Source organism: Bacillus sp. JJ864 (assembly GCF_036963045.1).
GTDB classification, from domain to species: Bacteria; Bacillota; Bacilli; order Bacillales; family Bacillaceae_G; genus Bacillus_A; species Bacillus_A pseudomycoides_C.
The window spans coordinates 24,183-39,747 of record NZ_JBALLY010000021.1 but is presented as its reverse complement, the minus strand read 5'-3'; the positions used below and the strand labels follow the sequence as shown (position 1 = coordinate 39,747).

The window sequence follows — 15,565 nt, the reverse complement described above, 5'->3', positions numbered from 1 at the left end:
ATATAAAGGGGATGTAGGGTGTGAAAGATTATGTAGTGCAAGAACAGAAAACAAATAAGATTCAAGTGGTAAGAGCAGATACAAGTCATATCGAAGGGATTGCCAAGGTTTGTACAGATGGATGGTTAGCGACGTATGATGGTTTGCATAGTCAGGAATATATCGATCGTGTGATTGAAGAATACTATAATCACGAGCGTATTCATAAGGAAGTACTGACGAATAACGAAAATTGGTATGGATGGTTCGTCGCATTGGAAAACGAGAAAGTTGTTGGAGCAATTGGTGGAGGCACAACAGGTGAAAAGTGTGGAGAAATTTTTGTCCTGTATTTAAATCCGAATCGAAGAAGAGAAGGAATCGGGACATTGTTAGTAGATTATTTTACAGAAATTCAAAAAGAAAAAGGGATTGTAGAGCAGTGGGTGTCGGTTGCCGAGGGGAATGAAAAAGGAATTCCCTTTTATGAAGCAAAAGGATTTGTAAAACAGTTTGAACGCCCAAGTCAAGGAAGTACAGAAGAAGAACCGGCAGTATCTTGCAGGTACTGCCGAAATATATAGCAAAGTAGCCTCTGCTAAAGAGGCTATTTTACATTTACATGTTCCTTTTGTTCGTAGTGCACAAGCTGATTGTTGTAGAAAACAGAAGTATGGTCATATACGCCATCATCTTGTAAAACCGTGGGTAAAAAGTGCTTTGTTAAAGAGTTTATCCCTCTATTTTCTTTAGATAAAATCCAAGAAATATGCTTCCAATCTAAAATACCTTCAGCTACTTTTTTTGGCGTGTGATAAGAAATATGAGCTGGAAGATTAGCGGTAAACAGGTATAATCCACCGGAATTTGTATTGTCGATTGTCCATGATAATGTTCCTTTATAGATGACTTCTTGCTCTGTTAAATGTAGTCCTGTTTCTTCTTCAATCTCACGTAGAATACATGCCATTGGCGTTTCTGTTTCTATTATTTTACCACCAACGCCATTCCACAAGCCTTGCAGCGGTGCTTTTTCTCGATTTAGCATTAGTATTTCATCGTCGTTTCGGATAAAACAAAGTGTTTGGTTATACATATAATTCCCCCTTATTTTCTATAATTCTACATAAACGTCTAATTTCCATTTCATTTCGCGGGAAATAATATAAAAAACAGTAGCTTTGTCGAAAGCTACTGCTAGAAAGAAATTACCTTTTTATTGATAAATTGAATGAGTAATAAAAAGACAATTGACATACCGACAGTTGTAAGAACGAGTGCCCAGGCAAGCGGCATGTTACTTGCATCAATTGCCATATAAATTGCGGTTGGAATCGTTTGTGTTTTACCGGGAATATTACCAGCGAACATAAGCGTTGCACCAAATTCTCCTAGAGCGCGGACGAAACTTAAAATCATTCCGCCTAGTAGAGAAGGGAACGCGAGTGGTAATGTTACATGTAAGAACACTTGTAATTCATTTGCTCCAAGGTCTCTAGCTCCGTCTTCAATTTGTTCATTTGCAATGATAAAACCCGTTTTTGCTGATTGGTACATAAGCGGAAATGCAACTACAGTTGCAGCAATCACAGCAGCCCAAGATGTAAACATAATCGATTGTTGAAACAAAGTTTCGATCCACTGACCGATGGGACTGTTTTTTCCAAAGATGATAATGAGAAAAAATCCAATTACAGTGGGCGGCAGTACCATCGGTAATAGAAAAATGGTTTCTAATAAAATTTTATAGCGCTTCGAAGATCGAGCTAAAACACGGCCAATTACCGTTCCGAATACCATCACAATGATCGTAGAAAGTGCAGCAACTTTTAGTGAAAGAATGATAGGTGACCAAAATGTATCAAATATCATCGTTACGATTACAGCACTGTAAAACCATATTTTTTAAAGATAGCTATAGCATCTTTAGATTGTAAATATTCATAAAAAGCAGTTGCCTCTTTTTTATGTTTCGTTGCTTTTACGATACCTAATGGATAGTGGATTGGTTCGTGTGAATTTGCCTGTGCTGTGTTAGCGATTTTTACTTTCTGTGAAATAAGGGCGTCTGTTTTATAAACAATCCCTGCATTAACGTTTCCTGTTTCTACGTATGTTAATACTTGGCGCACATCTTTTGTGTATACGATTTTATTTTGAAGGTCGTTCCAAAGATTTAAATGAGTAAGCGCCTCTTTTGCGTATTTTCCAGCTGGAACAGATTCAGGTGTACCTAGTGCGATTTTTGTTACTTGCTCATCTTTTAACGATTGAAAATCTTTTAGATTATTATCTTTAGGAACAACTAATACTAGCTCATTGCCGAGTAGATTTTTCCCTTCTTTCTGATCAATAAGTCCTTTTGTTACGAGCATTTGAAATTTATCTTCTGCGGCAGAGAAGAATAAATCAACGGGAGCTCCTTGTTCAATTTGCTGTTGAAGCTTGCCAGAACCGTCGAAGTTAAATGAGAGCTTTATATTTGGTTCTTTCTTTTTATATTGTGTTTGAATCTCTTTTAGTGCATCTTGTAAACTAGCTGCTGCAGAAATGGTAAGTTCAACCTTTTCTTCTTTAGCAGTTGTTTTTTCTTGTTTATTTGTGCTTGTACATCCCGTACTTATTACGAGAAGTAGTGTGAATAAAATACTGCAAATAAAACGAAATATGTACTTGTTCATCTTCATTTCTCCCTTCTTTCATCCCTAGTTTAATTATAACTAAATATAATTAATTATAAATAGTTATATTTAGTTATGTTGTGATTTTTCTCACGATAGTGAAAATAAATAGAAGCAAAACTGTTATTTTTGTTACAATGAAGGCAGAAAGCGAGGAATCGGTTTATGGATCATCATTCCTACACAACAGAAGAAGTAGCGAAGCGGTTAAAAGTATCGAAATTAACAGTGTATGATTTGATTAAAAAAGGTGAATTACCCTCTTATCGAGTTGGTAGACAAATGCGTGTTGATGCAAGTGATTTAGAGCAATATATTACAGAGATGAAAACAGGAAAAGTACAGGCAGTTTCTTCATCTATGCAAGTAATGAACCGGCCAAGTAAATCTGATTCTTGTATTATCAGTGGACAAGATTTATCTTTAGATATGTTAACGAAACATGTAGAGAGCCGTTTGAAAGCTTCTAATATGCTGCGGGCATATCAAGGGAGTTTAACAAGTTTGGTTCAGATGTATCAAGGAAAAGGAGACATTGTTAGTCTTCATTTGTTCGATGGGGATACGGGAGAATACAACATTCCGTATGTAAAACGAATTTTAGTTGGACAGCCTTGTGTTGTTATGAATTTATTATCAAGAACATCAGGTTTTTATGTACAGAAAGGAAACCCAAAACAAGTGCAGACATGGAATGATTTATGTAATACATCCATTCAATTTGTAAATAGGGAAAGAGGATCTGGTATTCGTGTTCTTGTTGATGAACAATTGCGTATAAACGGAATATCGAAAATGGGCATTTATGGCTATGATTGGGAAGAATCAAATCATATTGGCGTTGCTTCTCAAGTTGCAAATGGAAAAGCTGATGTAGGAGTAGGAACAGAAAAAGTAGCGCAAATTGTAAATGTAGATTTTGTTCCGCTTATACAAGAACGTTACGATTTGGTAATTTTAAAAACAGAAGAAAACATGGAGCTGATTGAAACAGTAAAAGAGGTATTACAGTCTCCTGAATTTCAAAATGAACTGCGTGCTATTGGTGGTTATGATATAAGTAAAACAGGTCAAATTATATATGAAACAAATTAAAAAATGCTGCTTGTAAGATTACAAGCAGCACTTTTCATTTATATAAAGGGGGGAGTGCATTTTCATACAAGGACATGTGCGAGTGCGTAAACAACTGCTGTAAGAAGAGCCGCACCGCTTACAAGTCCCATGTAATCAAATTTGTTAAAAGTAATGTTATTCATAGTTATCTCTCCTTACTTATGTAATCAGTAGCAACAATTTTTGTATCGATAAGGGGGATAACACGAGCCGCATCGTAGTTGCGACCCTTGTTTAGTATGTGAGTGACTTTTCGATGTGTTTTTGTTGTCCTGTTTCTGTTTTAAGTATATGACAGGTGAAAGGGGGTAACTATCGAATTAGCTTACAGTAGGATTACAGTTTTGTAAGGAAAAGATTTTAAAAATTGTCACTTAATTTTATTACCAACTATTAATACTTAGTGTTATAATTAAGGATAAATAATACAGTTATAAAAAATTAAATTGTAGAAGGGAACAGGTCGAATGTATACATTCATTGTAAGGCTGTTGAAATATATATTTAAAACATTTGGAAAAGTAGAAATATATGGAAAAGAAAAATTACCGCAAGGCGGAGCATATGTTGTAGCTTGTACACATACAAGTTGGATGGATGTTGTCATGTTAGCAACGGGAATGTTACCAACGAAAATTTATTACATGGCAAAGAAGGAACTGTTTCAAAGTAAATTTGGGAATTGGTTTTTTAATGGGGTAAATGCGTTTCCGGTTGATCGTGAAAACCCGGGACCGAGTACGCTGAAAATTCCATCTAGGTTATTAAAAGAAGGAAAAGTTGTTGGGATTTTTCCGAGTGGAACGAGATCAGCAGAAGCGACTTCATTGAAAGCCGGAGCCGTTACAATTGCCTTTCGTTCTAATGTTCCATTAGTTCCGGCTGCATACGTTGGGCCTAACAGTTTAAAAGAATTGTTTCGTGGAAAAAGAGCGCAATTAATTTTTGGTGATCCGATTCAAGTGGAGCAGTCGGCGCAAATGGATCGTAAAGAAGTGATGCGACTGATGACAGAAAAATTAAATGAGACGTTTACACAGTTAAAAGAAACGTTGCAAGAAGATAAAGTGAAACTTTAATCAGTGGGGGGGGCTTTATCACCCACTGATTATTAGTTGAATCAATCGGGCTTTTACAGGCAGTTTAGCTCCCAACTAACTTCTTCAGAAAAGCGGAAGCGGCTCGCTCAGAATCGCAGGACGCTCACGCCCCTGACAGAGAGGCGCTTTTTGCCTCGTCCGAGGGGGTGAAACGACCGAACATTCTAGCCACTGGAACTGGAAAATGCTTTCGCTGAATTTTGAGGTGGAGGTATTACTGCCCACGAATAGCGGGATAAAACAGCATAATAGTAATAGGAAAAGACGACCTGGCATAGAAGGTCGTCTTTTCAAATTTATCTATATAAGGGGAAAGGGGACACAAAATTATATAAGAATTACTGCGGCAACGTAAATGAATGCTGTAAGAAGAGCCGCACCGCTAGCAAGTCCAACGTAATCAAATTTGTTAAAAGTCATTTGGTTTTCCATTATGATCTCTCCTTACTTGTTTGATTTAGTAGAAACAGTTTTTTTATTTGTTGCTGCCCTGTTTCTGATTTCATTGTACGAAATCAGGGGCGTTTTAACCATCGAGTTAGCTTACAGAAAGCTTACATTTTTGTAATAGAAGTGTAAGGCAGTTCAATGGTAGGTGTTCCTTTTTTTTTCTAAACTGAGAGAAAGGTTACGTATAAAGTGCAAGGGAGGAAACCAAAGTGGAAAAAATACGGAGACGTGTATTTTTGGGGGTACTTGCTAGTATTGCTATCGTTGTCTTACTATTACCAACAAAGCTTGGTCCAGTAATCGATAAATATAATCCGTTTTATCAAACGAAAGCGTATTACACAATCGTAAAAGGTATTGGTCAACATATTGGAGATGGCTGGTATGAATATGAGTTTGTTGGATACGATGAAGATGGACGGGAACAGAAGATTACAAAAACGATTCAGAAAATGTTAAAACAAAATGAACTGTTAGAAATCATTGCAAAAGGACGTTATGCGGAGAGATTAGTTGAAATAGATAAAGAGGATATTCCGTTGAATGCGAGAGGGAAACTTTTAACGATACAATAAAAAGAAAGACATAGTGTAACTACTCAGTCACTCTATGAAAAACCGACAGAAAAGCATTTTTTTAAATAGTCGAGAGGGACTGGCTATGTATAGGAGCGGTCAGGGCCTTTTCCTGCCACGCGAAAAGTTTTAAAACAAAGAAAGGTAGCAAGGTGTAGGTCCATTTTTATCTTCATGGCAGCAACCTATATGCTGAAAAATGAAAATAACATTCTATAGGTAATAAGGGGCGTATTTTCACTGGAATAATACCCCTTGCCAAACTTCTAAATGAAATTTATAGCTGAGTGATTACGACATATTACAATATTGTAAGGTAGGTGTAATGTAATTCGATAGTTGTGATCACGAACATAACCTATACTAAAAGCAGAAAGAACGAAATACATCTTTCTGTCTGAATCAATAATGTGATGAAAAGGATTAACAACCAACTAAATGTGGGTCTCATCTCAAAAGAGATGGGACTATTTTTCTATCTTACAAAAATGTAAGGTTTACGTAAGCAAATTCAATGGCTCTTTTGTCATATTTCTCTCATAATAGAAATAGATATAAAAGTTAGGGAGATTATAGAAGGGAGACGAGTGAGATGCAAAAAGAAGAAGTAGTTAAGTTTCCGTTAGTAGAGTGTTTTAGCTACTTTGGTGTTGCGATTGTATGTATTGGGATTTTTGATATAATTACAAACTTTATTGTTTAATAAATAAATGAACAAGAAGGCAAGCCTTCTTGTTTTTTTTATTTTATATACATTTTAGAAAGTTGTACTATATAAATACAAGTTGATGACATAAAACCTTTTCTTCTTAGGGGGACGAGAGCATCTGGCCATGCATAGAAACGGCTTATATGTTGGAAAATGAATCTATATACAATGCCAAGAAAAGGTGATAAAAATGAAATGGATTGATAGTCATATACATTTGGATCAATATAAAAGAGAAGAGCAATTCCAGTTAATTGAAGATATAAAAAAGACGAAGGAAATAGCAGGACTGATCGCGGTGTCGATGAATTATCGTTCTTGTCAGCAAACATTGGAGTTAGCGAAGGATTATTCATTTATCTATCCAGCTCTTGGGTATCATCCTGAGCAAGACGTTGATTTCAAGCAATGCGAAAAAATTTGTAAATTAATTGATAAAGAAGCGTATCGTATTGCGGCGATTGGAGAAGTTGGTTTACCTTATTATTTACGCCAAGAAAATCCGACATTGTTGCTAGAGCCATATATTGAAATGCTAGAAAGATTTGTACATATGGCTCAAAAATATAATTTACCAATTGTATTACACGCTGTATACGATGATGCGGAAGTTGTTTGTGATTTACTTGAATCTTATCAAATACGCCATGCTCATTTTCATTGGTTTAAGGGAAGTGAACAAACGATGGAGAGAATGATAGGGAATGGGTATTATATTTCGGTTACCCCTGATATTGTATATAAAGAAAAAATTAAAGATATTGCTGCTTTTTATCCGTTATCACATCTTATGGTGGAAACAGATGGACCGTGGAAATTTAATGATGAAATGACGCATCCAAGTATGATTTTGCAAGTGTTAAAGAGTGTAAGTGAAATAAAAGGACTATCGCTTGAAGATGCAGCGGAAACGATCTATAAAAATACAGTTCAATTTTATAATATATAAATTCAAGTTAAAAAAGGACATAAAAACCCTTTTCTTTTAGGTGGGCGAGAGCGTCTGGACATGCGTAGAAGCGGTCAGGGCCTTTTCCTGCCACGTACGAAGGGAGCAAGTAAGTGCAGGTCATGATGTATTCTGCATAGCAGCAAATTATATGTTGAAACATTAAACTAGTTTCAATGATTGATAGAAAAATGTTACATTTTTCTATTTGTTTCGTATCTTCTGCATCGCAAAATCAGACTTAAGAAGGATGTTGGAGCTGTATATTATTGGTATGATAGATAATGAAGCAGTTGTATATACGTAATGCTGAAAGGGGACAAATTTCAGCGAAAGAAGAGGTAATATACATGAAGAAATTTTTTATAGGGTTCTTAGTTGTTTTTGGAGTATATATGTTTTTTCGAGGCGAATCAGAAGGTGCGGGAAAACCTGTAAGCCAAACGAGTTATGTTGATTCAGAAGAAGCAAAACAGATGAAACAAATTATTGGCGAAGAGGCTAAGAAATATAATCTCCCAGAGTGGATACCTCTTACAATTGCCGAGCATGAGAGTCGTTTTAATCCAAAGGCTGTTGGAGACCGTGGAACATCGTTTGGGTTGTTTCAACTGCATCGCGGTGGTGGACTTGCTCCTGAGAATGTAACAGATGAGGAGTTAAAAGATCCGCGCAAAAATGCTGAAATTGCTATGCCTCATTTGGCAAAAGGGTATAAAAGAGGTATGGAAAAAGGGTTAACAGAATTTGAGTTACTTAAATATGTAGCGAACACATCCGGCTGGCCTGGTACTCTTGGAACAGAGTGGACGGATAAAAATATGAAATATAATATTGGATTAGAGAATGTGTATTACCAAAATAAAGGTGTTATGAAAGAGTAGGTTACGTGATGACCTACTCTATTTTTCTGTAAAATATGTCTCTAGCTGTTCTTTTACTGCTTGTAATTGCGTAGAAACTTGAGGGATGTTATAGCCAACGTATAGTGGTGAAACGACAAACCGTGGAACGATTTTACATATAATGTTTCCATCTAAGTTATAAAAGAACATGTTATAACTATTACACCGTTTATGAAAATCGTGTAATACGTAGCGTACCGTTTTTTGAATATAATCAGCCATTAGGTTAATTTGAGTTGTATTTTCTATTAGAATGTTAAACTCTGTGAACCCGATAATGGGATGAGTAGAAATATTTAGTTCAATTCCGTGTTCTTTGCTTACAACGATTCCTTTAAAATGTTCCGTTCTTACATTTTGTCGATAGTCGACCTGTTCCATACCAATAATTTGCATGTGTGCATGGTGGATTGTTCCCCCTGATAGAGGCCCATGGTTTTTATATAAAATAACAGATTGGAATTTTCCGCTTTCTTCTAACGATAACCAGTGCCCAACTGAAAATCGGATAAGCTTTCGCATATGCTCTTGTGTATAGGTTGCAATATGATCATGACAATTATTAGTTTCGATAATGACTGTTTGTAATGTATTTTGTAATGTCGGATATTTATTTTTTAGCCAAATAATTGTTTCGTCCGTTTCTAAAATATCGCTTAGTTGTGTGTGATCACAAAATGGGCAAGTTGTTTTTTTATTTTGCATGCTGTTTGGTTTTTGTTGACTAATCTAATTTACAAAGTATAACTGTTGTTGTGTCTCCATTTTTCTCCCCCTGTAGCCATATGTATATGAGAAATTACCTTGTATTCGGAGTGTTGTTAAGAAATACTTGAAAAGGTTCTGCATATTTTGTCGGTGTAAATTCGATTATTTCGTAACGAGCAATGTTATGAATATAAAATGGATCTTCCGCTATAATTGCTTCTGCCTCTTGTTTCGATGCGGTATTTATTAAAATGATTCCACCAACGCGAGGATTGCGGCGGCCTGAAAATATGAACTTGTTTAGGTCGTAGTATTTATCTAAAAATTGAATGTGCTTCTCTAGATAGTGCTCTACAACTTCAAGTGGTTGGATATAATTTACCATTGCTAAAAACATATTTCTCCCCCTATTTGTCATATTCCAACTAGTACATATTCGTGAAAAGTCATTTTAAATCCTTTATAGTGGAATTAGGAAAAATGGGAATATTACTGGTGTAGGTACACATGAGGAACTGATGGAGAATCATGCATATTATAAAAAAATTGTCCAACAGCAATTTGCTATGGAGCAAAATAAAGACGAGATATCCTGCTTGAGTTAGGATATCTCGTCTTTATTGTTTTCGTTACCGTTTCATAAATTGTTAATTTCATCAACGATTGGTTTTGCGTCAACTAAAATGTGAATAACGGTTTTTACAATATCTATCATGTGTTATTCCTCCTTTTATTTTTGAGCCACAGCTGCCTTTTGTGTGTGAATATGTCTATTTACATTATTTTCAGAAAAATGACTATCCAAACGTATTTTAGGAGAGTATAATGAAAAGGTAAGTATAAAATTCCGTACGAAAGAGGTGAAAGAGATGAATCGTTCTATAGTTATGCGCACGCAATTTTTAGATTTTATCTACATTTGTCGTGCAATTTTTCATCGTGTAGTTGCTAACGGGATACGTATGCCCTTTTTTAGCAATTTCATAATAACTATTGAACGATAGAAGTCTCTTCACCCATTTTATAGAAACGTGTGAAAAGGGAACTATGGTGGTTCCCTTTTCTATTTTGAAATGAAAGCCGTGGGTAAGGTTCTTTACTCATGGCTTTTTTACGTTGAAAGGAGTACGGAAAAGATGATGATTTGTAGTGTAAATAATATAGCGAAGACGTTTGGTGGAAATATCATATTTGAAAATATATCATTTGAAATAAAAGAAGGCGAACGCATTGGTTTAGTTGGGCGAAACGGCAGTGGGAAAACAACAATTTTTCAACTGTTAACAGGAATTGAGCATGTGGATGGCGGTGCGATACACATGAAGAAAGGTACGCGTATTGGTCATGTTGCTCAAATTCCGAAGTTTGCGGAAGGAATGACTGTATATGATGTATTACGTTCTGCATTTGCGAAAGAGCAAGCATTAGAAAGAAAGATGCGGGAACTTGAAGAGAAGATGGCCGTAAACGTTACGGAAAAAATAATGGCGGAGTACGGAGAAATACAGGAACAGTTTTCGTTTCTAGGTGGTTATGAAATAGAAGCGAATATGATGAAAGTGGCTAATGGTCTGCAAGTAACGGAATTATTTTCGCGCAGCTTTATAGAACTAAGCGGCGGTGAACAGACGAAAGTGAGTCTTGCATATATGCTCCTTAAAAAGCCGGACTTATTGCTCCTAGACGAACCGACAAACCATTTAGACTTATTCGCAGTAGAATGGCTTGAGCAATTTTTAAAGGAATACGGTGGGACAGTCGTTGTCATTTCACATGATCGTTATTTCTTGGATGAAGTCGTAACGAAGATTTTTGATTTAGAAGATGGAGAATTACATGTATACCATACGAATTATTCACAGTTTGTAAAGGAGAAAGAAGAAAGATTATTACAAGAGTTTCAAGCATATCAAGAGCAGCAAAAGAAAATAAAGAAAATGAAGGAAGCCATTAAAAGGCTTAGGGAGTGGGCCAATCAAGCAAATCCGCCAAACGAGGGATTGCATAAACGTGCTCGCAATATGGAACGCGCTCTAGAGCGAATGGAGAAATTGAAGAAACCAGTTTTAGAGCATAAGCAAATGGGTCTTCAGTTTGAAGGACAAGAACGAAGCGGGAAAGACGTTGTAATCATGAAAGAAGTGGGAAAGAATTTTGATGAATATGTGTTATTTCAAAATGTAGAATTACATGTTCGTTTTCAAGAACGTGTTGCGATTGTTGGACGGAACGGTACAGGAAAGACAACGTTATTGAAATTATTATTACAAGAAATGAATCCAGATACAGGTGAAATTCGCGTTGGTAGCGGAGTAAAGCTTGGCTATTTGTCTCAACATATGCAAGTGAACAGTAAACAAACGGTATTAGAAATGTTCAGGGAGCAGGTAGCAGTAACGGAAGGAGAAGCGCGTCATATACTTGCTCGCTTTCTATTCTACGGACCAGCTGTATTTAAAAAAGTAAATCAATTAAGCGGGGGCGAACGAATGCGTTTACGATTGGCCCAGCTTATGCATCAAGATATTAATTTTCTTGTACTCGATGAACCGACAAATCACCTTGATATTGAATCGAGAGAAGTGTTAGAAGAAGCGCTTGAACAGTATAATGGAACGATTTTGGCTGTTTCTCATGACCGTTATTTCTTAAATAAATTGTTCCCTAAAACGTATTGGATTGATAATCAAACAGCGTATGGATTTACTGGGAATTACGCTTGGGCACGTGAAAAGTGGCAAGAGAAAAGAGAAAAAGAACAACGAAGCGTTGTGAAAAAGGAACGAGTAGCAGCCGTGCCAGAGCCTATAAATAAGGAGATTATCAATCTGGAAGAGCAGCTTATGAATGTAGAGCAAAGTATATACGAGTTAGATTGCCAAATGGCTAAAACGAAAAATATTGCAGAGCTGGAGAAGCTGCATCATGAAAAAGAGCAAAAAGAGTTGGTAAGAACAAAATTATATGAGGATTTGGAGAATAGTATAGATATGTAGAGCTAAAAAGCTGGTGTATACCAGCTTTTTAAATTGTGTGTATGTATTTTATATATAAATTCATTTAAGTTATTACTTTGTTGTTGTATTATACGTAATCTGCTTAATGTTTAGAGGTTGATTCTTTTTTTGTAGAAAATAACCACATAAAAAATTCATAAAAGACTACAAAAAATACGGATTGTATAATATTCTCAATCCATTTAAATTGATTATAATTTTTATAATCAAATAAAACGAAAATAATATATAAGGGAATCAATAAAATTAAAGGTCTTTTAAGTTTTAGATTCATAAGTATCATTCTCCTTTACATATTAACCACAATGCCACTTTAACATAAAACACTTGTAGTTTCTATATATTGGAATTTTGTTGCAACATTCCTATTTTTAAAAGGAGGGGATAAAGGGGGTAAGAATATGGATTCTATATATTTTGTTTGAATACGAGGTGAAACTGTATGCTAGGATATGCCCGGCTACTTACGATTGTGCTCATTTGTGTTATATATGCACTGCAGATTCCACATGGGGAACTAGGTTTGCAATTATTTGTTGGTGCTGCCTGTTTGATTTATGTTGTGAATCATTGTTTGCTTATGCCATCACATAGCGGAGAGCGACGAATATGTTTTATATTGTTATCGAATGGGATTGTAACGGCTATATTGGGATTCTTATTTCCAAAAGTAGATTTGTATTTAGTTTTGTTCGGTGTAGATGCGATAACTTTATTTATTAATATTCAATCGAAAGTGATAGCCCGTTTTTTTATTGGATTTTTCTTTATCTGTTGGTTTGCTATTTTAATATATTCATATCAATATTTTGGAACGATTAATATTGGGGGAAATGCTATTACATTTATGTTTGTTGTATTTAGTGCTCTTTCTGGAGGGTTAATTAAAAAACTAAAATTAGCTCGCCAAACGGTAGATGAACAGTATGAAAAGTTAACTTCATCACATGAAGCGCTTCAAGAAGCACATGAGCAATTGCAGCTATATGCAAAAGAGGTAGAAGAATTAACGGCAGTGAAAGAGCGAAATGATATTGCCCGTGAAATTCATGATACGGTAGGTCATAATATGACGGCATTACTTGTTCAATTGCAGCTTGCTGAAGAATTATGGAAACAGAAATCAGATCAGACTGAAACGATTTTGCGAACATGTCATGAGCTAGCGAAAAAATCGTTGCAAGAGGTGAGAGCCTCTGTTCGAACTTTGAAGGAAGAAGAGAATGCAGGAGATTTAGTCGGTAATGTTAGGCGGATGCTAGGTGAATTTTCGAAGGCAACAAATGTGAGAACGATATTTAAACTGAGTGGTGATCCAACCGTTATTCCGTTGTCATTACACCCAACGATATTACGTATTATGCAGGAATCGTTAACAAATGCAAAGCGTCATGGTAAGGCAACTACATGTGAAATGAAACTTTCTTGTTTGGAGGGAAAGGTGCATATATCCATTTCTGATGACGGAGCAGGAGTAAATGAAGTGAATCCTGGTTTTGGGCTCATGAATATGAAAGAGCGGGTAGAAGAACGCGGAGGAATGATTCGGTTTGAAAGTGAAAAAGATAAAGGATTTCAACTAAACGTAGAGTTCCCACTAAGGGAAAAGACGTGGATAATAGGGGGAGCGGTATGATTCGAATTATGATTGTTGACGATCAGTCGTTAGTTCGTGATGGATTAGCGATGTTATTAAATTTACGTCCAGAACTTGAAGTGGCTGGAACGGCAAGTGATGGAGAAGAAGCAGTACAAAATGCTGAACACCTTCAGCCTGAAATTATTCTAATGGATATCCGTATGCCGCATACAAACGGTGTCGAGGGAACACGTTTAATAAGGGAGCGTTTTCCTCATATAAAAGTACTTATGTTGACTACGTTTAATGATAGTGAACTTATTTTTGCAGCACTCGAACAAGGAGCAAGCGGCTATTTATTAAAAGACATGGAGACAGATACGATTGTGCAGGCAATCTTAACTGTGCATGCAGGAGGAGTTGTACTCCCGCAAGATATGACCGCAGAAATTGTAAAAGAATTGAAGAGAACGAAAGTAGATAGCATTGCTGAGCAACATGCTCCAAAACAAATAGAGCAGTTAACAGAACGAGAAGTGGAAGTGTTGCGGGAATTAGGATATGGATTAAATAATAAAGAAATTGCCGAGAAGCTATTTATTACAGAAGGAACGGTAAAAAATCACGTCTCTAATATTATTAGTAAATTGGAGCTTCGCGACCGAACACAAGCAGCTATTTTTGCTGTGCGGTACGGTGTGACAGCTTACATATGACTTTTGGCATAGATAAGTATGAAAAAGCAGCAGATAATGCTGCTTTTTTGTTATGCATTTTCTATCTAAAGAGCGATGGAAAGATGAGGGGATTCTTTTACAATCATAGTGAGATTACATTAAAGGGGTTGAATCGACATGCTAGTCGTAGATCATATTACAAAATCTTTCGGGAAAAAAGAAGTCGTGAGAGGCGTATCATTTTCGATTGAGAAAGGGGAAACATTCGGACTGCTTGGTCCAAATGGTGCAGGGAAATCAACAACCATTTCCATGATTTGCGGGCTCTTTCCGTATGATAGCGGGGATATACGTGTTGACGGGAAGTCTGTGAAGGAATATCCAATGGATACGAAGCAGAAAATTGGGGTTGTCCCGCAAGATATTGCGTTATATCCGACGCTTTCAGCGAAAGAGAATTTAATTTTCTGGGGGAAAATGTACGGCCTGAGCGGAGCGGCAGCAAAGAAACGTGCAGATGAGGTGTTAGCATATGTTGGTTTAGAAGACCGCGCTAAAGATAAGGTTGAAACATTTTCAGGCGGTATGAAGCGCCGTGTAAATATTGGGGCAGCACTTATGCATGAACCTGAACTATTAATTATGGATGAACCGACAGTTGGAATTGATCCACAATCAAGAAATCATATTTTAGAAACAGTGAAAAAGTTAAATGAAAAGGGAATGACAGTTATTTATACGAGTCATTACATGGAGGAAGTTGAGTATTTATGTGAGCGCATTGCAATTGTAGATCACGGCAAGGTCATTGCACTTGGAACGAAAAGCGAACTATGTAATCGTCTTGCAGATGGTTTTATGGTGAAGCTACAGGTCAATCGTTACGATCAACAATTATTGCAGAAATTACAAGCACTTCCTGTTGTTGAGCGTATTGTAGCGGATGAGGATTCGAATACCATTGATATTGCGCTAACACATAGTGATGCAGTTGGGATGGTCGTTTCAGAGGTTGTTGGAAATCGTGTACAAATTGCAAAGCTTGAAGTACAAGAGCCGAATCTAGAAGCACTCTTTTTACAACTAACAGGTCGTTCACTTCGTGATTAAGGGGGAGAGA

At 36.4% G+C, this 15,565-nt stretch carries 18 protein-coding genes; 11 read left to right on the top strand and 7 right to left on the bottom strand.

Annotation, left to right across the window (positions count from 1 at the left end; all coding sequences use genetic code 11):
- The first annotated feature begins 20 nt into the window (after positions 1–20).
- Positions 21–563, top strand: coding sequence for a GNAT family N-acetyltransferase (locus V7024_RS05070; RefSeq protein WP_335516508.1), 543 nt, complete (start codon positions 21–23; stop codon positions 561–563).
- A 23-nt stretch (positions 564–586) separates the two neighbouring features.
- Here V7024_RS05070 and V7024_RS05065 read toward each other — a convergent pair whose 3' ends face one another.
- From V7024_RS05065 to modA, 3 genes are all read right to left on the bottom strand, one after another.
- Positions 587–1,075, bottom strand: a complete 489-nt coding sequence (locus V7024_RS05065) for an NUDIX hydrolase (protein ID WP_335516506.1) — start codon at positions 1,073–1,075, stop codon at positions 587–589.
- A 101-nt stretch (positions 1,076–1,176) separates the two neighbouring features.
- A complete protein-coding gene (modB, locus tag V7024_RS05060; RefSeq protein ID WP_335516503.1) occupies positions 1,177–1,851 on the bottom strand; it encodes a molybdate ABC transporter permease subunit in 675 nt (224 codons plus the stop codon).
- A gap of 8 nt (positions 1,852–1,859) precedes the next feature.
- A complete protein-coding gene (gene modA / locus V7024_RS05055; protein ID WP_335516499.1) occupies positions 1,860–2,660 on the bottom strand; it encodes a molybdate ABC transporter substrate-binding protein in 801 nt (266 codons plus the stop codon).
- Positions 2,661–2,825: 165 nt separating this feature from the next.
- On the opposite strand from modA, the gene V7024_RS05050 reads away from it, so the two are divergent.
- Positions 2,826–3,755, top strand: a complete 930-nt coding sequence (locus V7024_RS05050; RefSeq protein ID WP_335516496.1) for a helix-turn-helix transcriptional regulator — start codon at positions 2,826–2,828, stop codon at positions 3,753–3,755.
- A 62-nt stretch (positions 3,756–3,817) separates the two neighbouring features.
- Here the strand turns inward: V7024_RS05050 and V7024_RS05045 are convergent, their stop codons facing one another.
- Entirely contained in the window at positions 3,818–3,919 is a 102-nt protein-coding gene (locus V7024_RS05045) for a DUF3948 family protein (RefSeq protein ID WP_306199820.1), read from the bottom strand.
- A 324-nt stretch (positions 3,920–4,243) separates the two neighbouring features.
- Between V7024_RS05045 and V7024_RS05040 the strand changes: the two genes are divergently transcribed.
- Positions 4,244–4,855, top strand: coding sequence for a lysophospholipid acyltransferase family protein (locus tag V7024_RS05040; protein WP_335516489.1), 612 nt, complete (start codon positions 4,244–4,246; stop codon positions 4,853–4,855).
- 348 nt (positions 4,856–5,203) lie between these two features.
- On the opposite strand, the gene V7024_RS05035 is transcribed toward V7024_RS05040, so the two are convergent.
- Positions 5,204–5,308, bottom strand: a complete 105-nt coding sequence (locus V7024_RS05035; protein WP_098916082.1) for a DUF3948 family protein — start codon at positions 5,306–5,308, stop codon at positions 5,204–5,206.
- Between the two features lie 236 nt (positions 5,309–5,544).
- Here V7024_RS05035 and V7024_RS05030 point away from each other — a divergent pair, with 236 nt between their 5' ends.
- From V7024_RS05030 to V7024_RS05020, 3 genes are all read left to right on the top strand, one after another.
- Complete coding sequence (locus tag V7024_RS05030; RefSeq protein WP_335516589.1) at positions 5,545–5,901, top strand: YxeA family protein; 357 nt, start codon at positions 5,545–5,547, stop codon at positions 5,899–5,901.
- 899 nt (positions 5,902–6,800) lie between these two features.
- Positions 6,801–7,559, top strand: a complete 759-nt coding sequence (locus V7024_RS05025; protein WP_335516481.1) for a TatD family hydrolase — start codon at positions 6,801–6,803, stop codon at positions 7,557–7,559.
- Positions 7,560–7,909: 350 nt separating this feature from the next.
- Positions 7,910–8,443, top strand: a complete 534-nt coding sequence (locus tag V7024_RS05020) for a transglycosylase SLT domain-containing protein (protein WP_335516478.1) — start codon at positions 7,910–7,912, stop codon at positions 8,441–8,443.
- Positions 8,444–8,461: 18 nt separating this feature from the next.
- Here the strand turns inward: V7024_RS05020 and V7024_RS05015 are convergent, their stop codons facing one another.
- Both V7024_RS05015 and V7024_RS05010 read right to left on the bottom strand, forming a co-directional pair.
- A complete protein-coding gene (locus tag V7024_RS05015) occupies positions 8,462–9,193 on the bottom strand; it encodes a DUF4931 domain-containing protein (RefSeq protein WP_335516586.1) in 732 nt (243 codons plus the stop codon).
- Positions 9,194–9,263: 70 nt separating this feature from the next.
- Positions 9,264–9,569, bottom strand: coding sequence for a YciI family protein (locus V7024_RS05010; protein WP_335516475.1), 306 nt, complete (start codon positions 9,567–9,569; stop codon positions 9,264–9,266).
- A 472-nt stretch (positions 9,570–10,041) separates the two neighbouring features.
- On the opposite strand from V7024_RS05010, the gene V7024_RS05005 reads away from it, so the two are divergent.
- From V7024_RS05005 to V7024_RS04985, 5 genes are all read left to right on the top strand, one after another.
- A complete protein-coding gene (locus V7024_RS05005) occupies positions 10,042–10,176 on the top strand; it encodes an RAxF-45 family protein (RefSeq protein WP_090917231.1) in 135 nt (44 codons plus the stop codon).
- 132 nt (positions 10,177–10,308) lie between these two features.
- A complete protein-coding gene (gene abc-f, locus V7024_RS05000; RefSeq protein ID WP_335516472.1) occupies positions 10,309–12,168 on the top strand; it encodes a ribosomal protection-like ABC-F family protein in 1,860 nt (619 codons plus the stop codon).
- A gap of 463 nt (positions 12,169–12,631) precedes the next feature.
- Positions 12,632–13,825 carry an ATP-binding protein gene (locus V7024_RS04995; protein ID WP_335516469.1) on the top strand — a complete coding sequence of 398 codons (1,194 nt, stop codon included), beginning with the start codon at positions 12,632–12,634 and terminating at the stop codon, positions 13,823–13,825.
- On the top strand, positions 13,822–14,484 hold the full coding sequence (locus V7024_RS04990; RefSeq protein ID WP_335516466.1) for a response regulator transcription factor: 663 nt from the start codon (positions 13,822–13,824) through the stop codon (positions 14,482–14,484). The genes V7024_RS04995 and V7024_RS04990 overlap by 4 nt, the downstream gene beginning before the upstream one ends.
- A 138-nt stretch (positions 14,485–14,622) precedes the next feature.
- Positions 14,623–15,555 (top strand): ABC transporter ATP-binding protein, encoded by a 933-nt coding sequence (locus V7024_RS04985; protein ID WP_335516464.1) that lies wholly within the window; start codon positions 14,623–14,625, stop codon positions 15,553–15,555.
- Positions 15,556–15,565: the final 10 nt, after the last annotated feature.

Excerpts from the sequence above, each read along its gene's own strand:
- V7024_RS05005 (WP_090917231.1), top strand. The coding sequence starts at position 10,042 with ATGAATCGTTCTATAGTTATGCGCACGCAATTTTTAGATTTTATCTAC.
- V7024_RS04985 (WP_335516464.1), top strand. The coding sequence starts at position 14,623 with ATGCTAGTCGTAGATCATATTACAAAATCTTTCGGGAAAAAAGAAGTC.
- V7024_RS05045 (WP_306199820.1), bottom strand. The coding sequence starts at position 3,919 with ATGAATAACATTACTTTTAACAAATTTGATTACATGGGACTTGTAAGC.
- abc-f (WP_335516472.1), top strand. The coding sequence starts at position 10,309 with ATGATGATTTGTAGTGTAAATAATATAGCGAAGACGTTTGGTGGAAAT.
- V7024_RS04990 (WP_335516466.1), top strand. The coding sequence starts at position 13,822 with ATGATTCGAATTATGATTGTTGACGATCAGTCGTTAGTTCGTGATGGA.
- V7024_RS05040 (WP_335516489.1), top strand. The coding sequence starts at position 4,244 with ATGTATACATTCATTGTAAGGCTGTTGAAATATATATTTAAAACATTT.
- modB (WP_335516503.1), bottom strand. The coding sequence starts at position 1,851 with ATGATATTTGATACATTTTGGTCACCTATCATTCTTTCACTAAAAGTT.
- V7024_RS05025 (WP_335516481.1), top strand. The coding sequence starts at position 6,801 with ATGAAATGGATTGATAGTCATATACATTTGGATCAATATAAAAGAGAA.
- modA (WP_335516499.1), bottom strand. The coding sequence starts at position 2,660 with ATGAACAAGTACATATTTCGTTTTATTTGCAGTATTTTATTCACACTA.
- V7024_RS05010 (WP_335516475.1), bottom strand. The coding sequence starts at position 9,569 with ATGTTTTTAGCAATGGTAAATTATATCCAACCACTTGAAGTTGTAGAG.
- V7024_RS05065 (WP_335516506.1), bottom strand. The coding sequence starts at position 1,075 with ATGTATAACCAAACACTTTGTTTTATCCGAAACGACGATGAAATACTA.
- V7024_RS05035 (WP_098916082.1), bottom strand. The coding sequence starts at position 5,308 with ATGGAAAACCAAATGACTTTTAACAAATTTGATTACGTTGGACTTGCT.
- V7024_RS05050 (WP_335516496.1), top strand. The coding sequence starts at position 2,826 with ATGGATCATCATTCCTACACAACAGAAGAAGTAGCGAAGCGGTTAAAA.
- V7024_RS04995 (WP_335516469.1), top strand. The coding sequence starts at position 12,632 with ATGCTAGGATATGCCCGGCTACTTACGATTGTGCTCATTTGTGTTATA.
- V7024_RS05020 (WP_335516478.1), top strand. The coding sequence starts at position 7,910 with ATGAAGAAATTTTTTATAGGGTTCTTAGTTGTTTTTGGAGTATATATG.